General features: G+C 75.1%; 4 protein-coding genes and 1 pseudogene. 4 read left to right on the forward strand and 1 reads right to left on the reverse strand.

Annotated elements, in window-relative coordinates:
* The 4 genes from BU198_RS18470 to BU198_RS18485 all read left to right on the forward strand — a co-directional run.
* A partial coding sequence (locus BU198_RS18470; RefSeq protein ID WP_188297966.1) for a hypothetical protein occupies window positions 1–512 on the forward strand: 512 nt, incomplete at its 5' end.
* 47 nt (window positions 513–559) lie between these two features.
* A complete protein-coding gene (locus BU198_RS18475; RefSeq protein WP_411293208.1) occupies window positions 560–2,026 on the forward strand; it encodes a peptidoglycan-binding protein in 1,467 nt (488 codons plus the stop codon).
* Window positions 2,023–2,763 (forward strand): ABC transporter ATP-binding protein, encoded by a 741-nt coding sequence (locus BU198_RS18480; RefSeq protein ID WP_188297968.1) that lies wholly within the window; start codon window positions 2,023–2,025, stop codon window positions 2,761–2,763. The genes BU198_RS18475 and BU198_RS18480 overlap by 4 nt, the downstream gene beginning before the upstream one ends.
* Window positions 2,764–2,765: 2 nt before the next feature.
* The gene (locus BU198_RS18485; RefSeq protein ID WP_188297969.1) at window positions 2,766–4,031 is read left to right on the forward strand and encodes an ABC transporter permease; all 1,266 of its coding nucleotides are present in this window, start codon (window positions 2,766–2,768) and stop codon (window positions 4,029–4,031) included.
* A gap of 10 nt (window positions 4,032–4,041) precedes the next feature.
* Here BU198_RS18485 and BU198_RS42250 read toward each other — a convergent pair.
* A pseudogene (locus BU198_RS42250) lies at window positions 4,042–4,377 on the reverse strand (ATP-binding protein); the annotation flags it as partial.

Here is a 4,377-nt window from a genome sequence, read left to right on the forward strand (position 1 = left end):
CCCTGGCCGCCGCAGGCTGCTCCGGCGCCTCCTCCGCGGCCCCGGACGGCGCGACCGCCACCGGCCCGGCCGGCGAGCGGCTGACCGCCGTCGATGCCGACCTCCGGCAGCCCTACCTCGCGTACTGGGACGAGTGGACGAAGGTGGCGCGCGCCGCCGACGTCCAGGCCGCGCCGCTGGACTCCCACGCCGACGAGCCGAACCTCTCCATCCTCCGCGCCTCGGTGGAACGACTCCGCCAGGACGGAAGGCGGATGAACGGCGAGGTCGCACACCGGCTGATCGGCATGCGGGTGGACGGCGAACTCCGGCGGCTCTACGACTGCGTGAACCTGAACGGCTGGCGGCTGGTCGATGCCGGAACCGGCCAGGAGATCCGGCAGGTCGGCGAACGCCCGGAGCAACTCAGCGTCATGACCATGCGTCAAATCAATGGGGCATGGAAGGTCACGGACATCCAGAACCCGCTGCCCTGCCCGGGCAGCACCGCCGGACCGTCCCCCGGCAGCTGACCCTGTCCGAGCGCGAAGTACCGAAAGAAGTACCGGAGTTGGAAGCCGTGGAAACACCCGAGCCCGAGGCCACCGCAGCCGGACCCGCCACCCCGGCCGGGTCCACCGCACGCCGGCGACGGCGGCTGATCATCGTGATCGCCCTGGCCGCGGCGGTCACCGCCGGGGGCGGGATGTGGGCCGCCACCCTGATCCGCTCACCGGAGCAGGCCGCCGCCGACGCCAAGGCGCCACCCGCCTCGGTGCTCACGGCGCCAGTGGTGCAGCGGGTGCTGTCCAACACCACCGTCCTGCGCGGGGTGTTCACGGCCGGGCAGTCCTTCCCGGTGCAGCCGGGCGCGGTCTCGGCCAGCGCCGGCGGCCCCGGCGGAAGCCCCCCGATCGTGACCTCGCTCAAGGTCGGCAGCGGGGACGCGGTGAACTCCGGGCAGGTGCTGGCCGAGGTGTCCGGGCGGCCGGTGATCGCCCTGCCCGGCGCGACGCCCGCCTACCGCGACATGGCACCGGGCGAGACCGGCGGCGACATCGGCCAGTTGCAGGACGTGCTCCGGGGCATGGGGTACTACTCCGGCGGCGACGACAAGGGGTACTTCGGCGCCTCCACCAAGACGGCCGTGACCAAGCTCTACCAGAAGCTCGGCTACCCGGTGCCGACCACCGGCGACCAGAGCGCCGCCGCCGTCAGGACCGCCCAGCAGGCCGTGGACCAGGCCAGGCAGGCCGTCCAGGACCTGGAGAACCAACCCTCACCCGGCAGCGAGCCGACCGCGGCGGCCACCAAGTCCGGCGCACCGGCCCCGGCAGCAGGCGCCCCCGCCGGGGGTGCCGCCGCGCTCGCCCGCGCCCGCGCCGACCTCACCGCCAAGCAGCAGGAACTGGCTCGTGCCCAGGCCAAGGACGGCCCTCAACTGCCCGCCGCCGAGGTGGTGTTCCTGCCCGCGCTGCCGGCCCGGGTGGGCTCCGTCGGCGCCAAGGTCGGTGACAAGGTGACGGCCCCGGTCCTCACCCTCACCGCCGGCGGCCTCAACCTGACCGGCCACCTGCTGCCCAGCGACGCCCCGCTGGTCAAGCCCGGCATGAACGTCACCGTGCTGTCCGAGACCACGGGCATCCAACTCCCCGCCAAGGTCGGCTCGGTGGGTGCGCTCGTCACTCCCGGCAGCCCGGCCGGGGGCGGCGGCGCCAGCGCGGCACCGGCGGCCCCGGGCGCCGGCACCGACCCGTACGTCCCGCTCGTCGTCACCCCCGACGCGCCCTGGGATCCGGCGCTGGAGGGCCAGGACGTCCGGATCACCGTCGTCGCCGCCTCCACCCAGGGCGAGGTGCTCGCCGTGCCCTCCTCGGCCATCAGCTCGGGTGTCGACGGCCGCACCTCGGTGTCCGTCGCGGGCCCCGACGGCGCCCGGCGCGCCGTGGACGTGACCGCGGGTGTCGCCGCGGACGGATTCGTCGAGGTCAAACCCGCCGCCGGGGCCGAACTCAAGGCCGGCGAGCAGGTCGTGGTGGGCCGGTGAGCGAGGACCACCCGGGCACCGGCGACCGAACGGCCCCTGAGCCCGGCACCCCGCCGGTGATCCGGCTGCGCGCAGTGTCCCGCACCTTCCCCGGGCCGCCGCCGGTCACCGCCCTGCACCCCCACGACCTGGAGATCGCCCGCGGTGAGTACGCCGCCGTGGTCGGTCCCTCGGGCTCCGGCAAGTCCACCTTCCTCAACCTGCTCGGGCTGCTCGACCGCCCCAGCGGCGGCACCTACGAACTCGACGGCATCGACACCGGCGCGCTCTCCGAGGCCCGCCGCACCGCGCTGCGCGGCCTGCGGATCGGCTTCGTCTTCCAGTCCTTCCACCTGCTGCCGTACCGCACTGCCATGGAGAACGTGATGCTCGCCCAGGTCTACACCGGCTCACCCCGGGCCGGCCGGGCCGACGCCGCCCGGCGGGTGCTGGAGCGGGTCGGCCTCGGCCACCGGGCCGAGGCACTGCCCTCCCGGATGTCCGGCGGCGAGCGGCAGCGGGTCGCCGTCGCCCGCGCCCTGGTGAACCGGCCATCGCTGCTGCTGTGCGACGAACCGACCGGCAACCTCGACTCGGCCACCGCCCTGCGCGTCATGGAACTGTTCGAGGAGTTGCACGAGGGCGGGCTGACCCTGCTGGTCATCACCCATGACCGCGAGGTCGCCGACCGTGCCCGGCGGACCATCACCATCAGGGACGGCCGGCTCACCGCGGCCGGGACGGCGGCCGAACGGTGAGGATGCTGCCCCGACGCCGCCCCGGCGCCGCCGAAGTACCGCTCTCCCGACTGAAGTTGCGCGACCTGCTGGGCGAGGCGCTGTCCGGCATGGTGCAGCGGCCCGGCCGCTCGGTGCTCACCCTGCTGGGCACCGTCCTCGGCGTCGGCGCCTTCGTCGCCGTCCTCGGGCTCACCTCCAGCGCCACCGGCCAGATCGGCAAGCGCTTCTCGGCCCTGCAGAACACCACGGTCACCCTGGTCGGCAGCGGGCCTGACGTGGTCCTCGGAGACGGCCGGCACCGTGCCCCCATGGACTTCCCCGACGACGCCGACCGCCGGGTGGACGGGCTCAACGGCGCGGTCGCGGCCGGGGTCTACTGGAGCGCGCCGCTGACCGACCCGAAGATCGCCACCTCCCCGGTGCCCGGCCCCGGCTCCGGCACCGGGCTGAACGTCCTGGCACTCTCCCCCGGCGGCTTCGACGCGATCGAGGCCCGGGTCTCCGCCGGCACCGTCTACAACGCCTTCCACGGCGAACGCGGCCTGCGCGTCGCCGTCCTGGGCTCGGCCGCCGCCGGACGGCTCGGCATCAGCCGCCTCGACGCCCACCCCGCGGTGTTCGTCAACGGCGTCGGGTTCACCGTCATCGGCATCATCGACGGCAGCACCCGGCTCCCCGAGACCGCCCTCGACATCATGGTGCCCACCACCACCGCCAGGACGCTCTGGGGCAACCCGCAACCCGGCGAGAGCGGACGCGCCCGGATGGTGATCCGCACCCGGACCGGCGCGGCCGGCCTGGTCGCCTCCCAGGCCCCGACCGCCCTGCGCCCGGAGGCCCCCAAGAGCTTCGAGGCCCTCGCCCCGCCCGACCCGCAGACCCTGCGGGACTCCGTCTCCACCGACCTCACCGGGCTGTTCCTGCTGCTGGCCACCATCTGCCTGGTGATCGGCGCCGTGGGCATCGCCAACACCACCCTGGTCGCCGTCCTGGAACGCACCGGGGAGATCGGCCTGCGCCGCGCCCTCGGGGCCCGCCCCCGGCACATCGCGGCCCAGTTCCTCACCGAGTCCACCGTCCTCGGCACGCTCGGCGGACTGATCGGCACCGCCGTCGGCGTCGCCGTCGTGGTGCTGGTCGCCCTGGCCCGCGACTGGACCGCCCTGCTCCAGCCCTGGACGGTCCTGCCCGCGCCGCTCGCCGGCAGCCTGGTCGGCCTGCTGGCCGGCCTCTACCCGGCCCTGCGCGCCGCCACCGTGGAACCCGCCGAGGCCCTCCGCCGCTGACCCGCCCCGTTCAGGACGCGGCGCGCAGCAGTGCCCCGTCCTGCCACTTGAGGATCTTGTCGAAGCTGACGATCGCGCCCCGCAGCGGGTGGTTGCGGAGCTGGACGTGGTCGGTGAGGGCGTGGATGAGGAAGAGGCCGCGGCCGGATTCGGCGGTGAGGTCGGGGAGGGTGTCCAGGTCGACCGGGCGCAGGGTGGGGGTCGGCCCGCAGGGCAGGACGTGGGTGTCGTACGGGTGGCCGTCACGGCGGGGGCGGTGGGCGGTGAGCACCCGGGACGGGACGGTGGCGCGGCCGCGGCGGGTGCGGTGCGGGCCCCGGCCGGTGACGGCCGGGCGGGCCGCCGG

It is taken from the genome of Streptomyces sp. CBMA156, assembly GCF_014596515.1.
Taxonomy (GTDB): domain Bacteria; phylum Actinomycetota; class Actinomycetes; order Streptomycetales; family Streptomycetaceae; genus Kitasatospora.

Bases quoted from the DNA above. Each gene is read 5' to 3' on its own strand.
- BU198_RS18485 (WP_188297969.1), top strand. From the start codon at position 2,766: ATGCTGCCCCGACGCCGCCCCGGCGCCGCCGAAGTACCGCTCTCCCGA.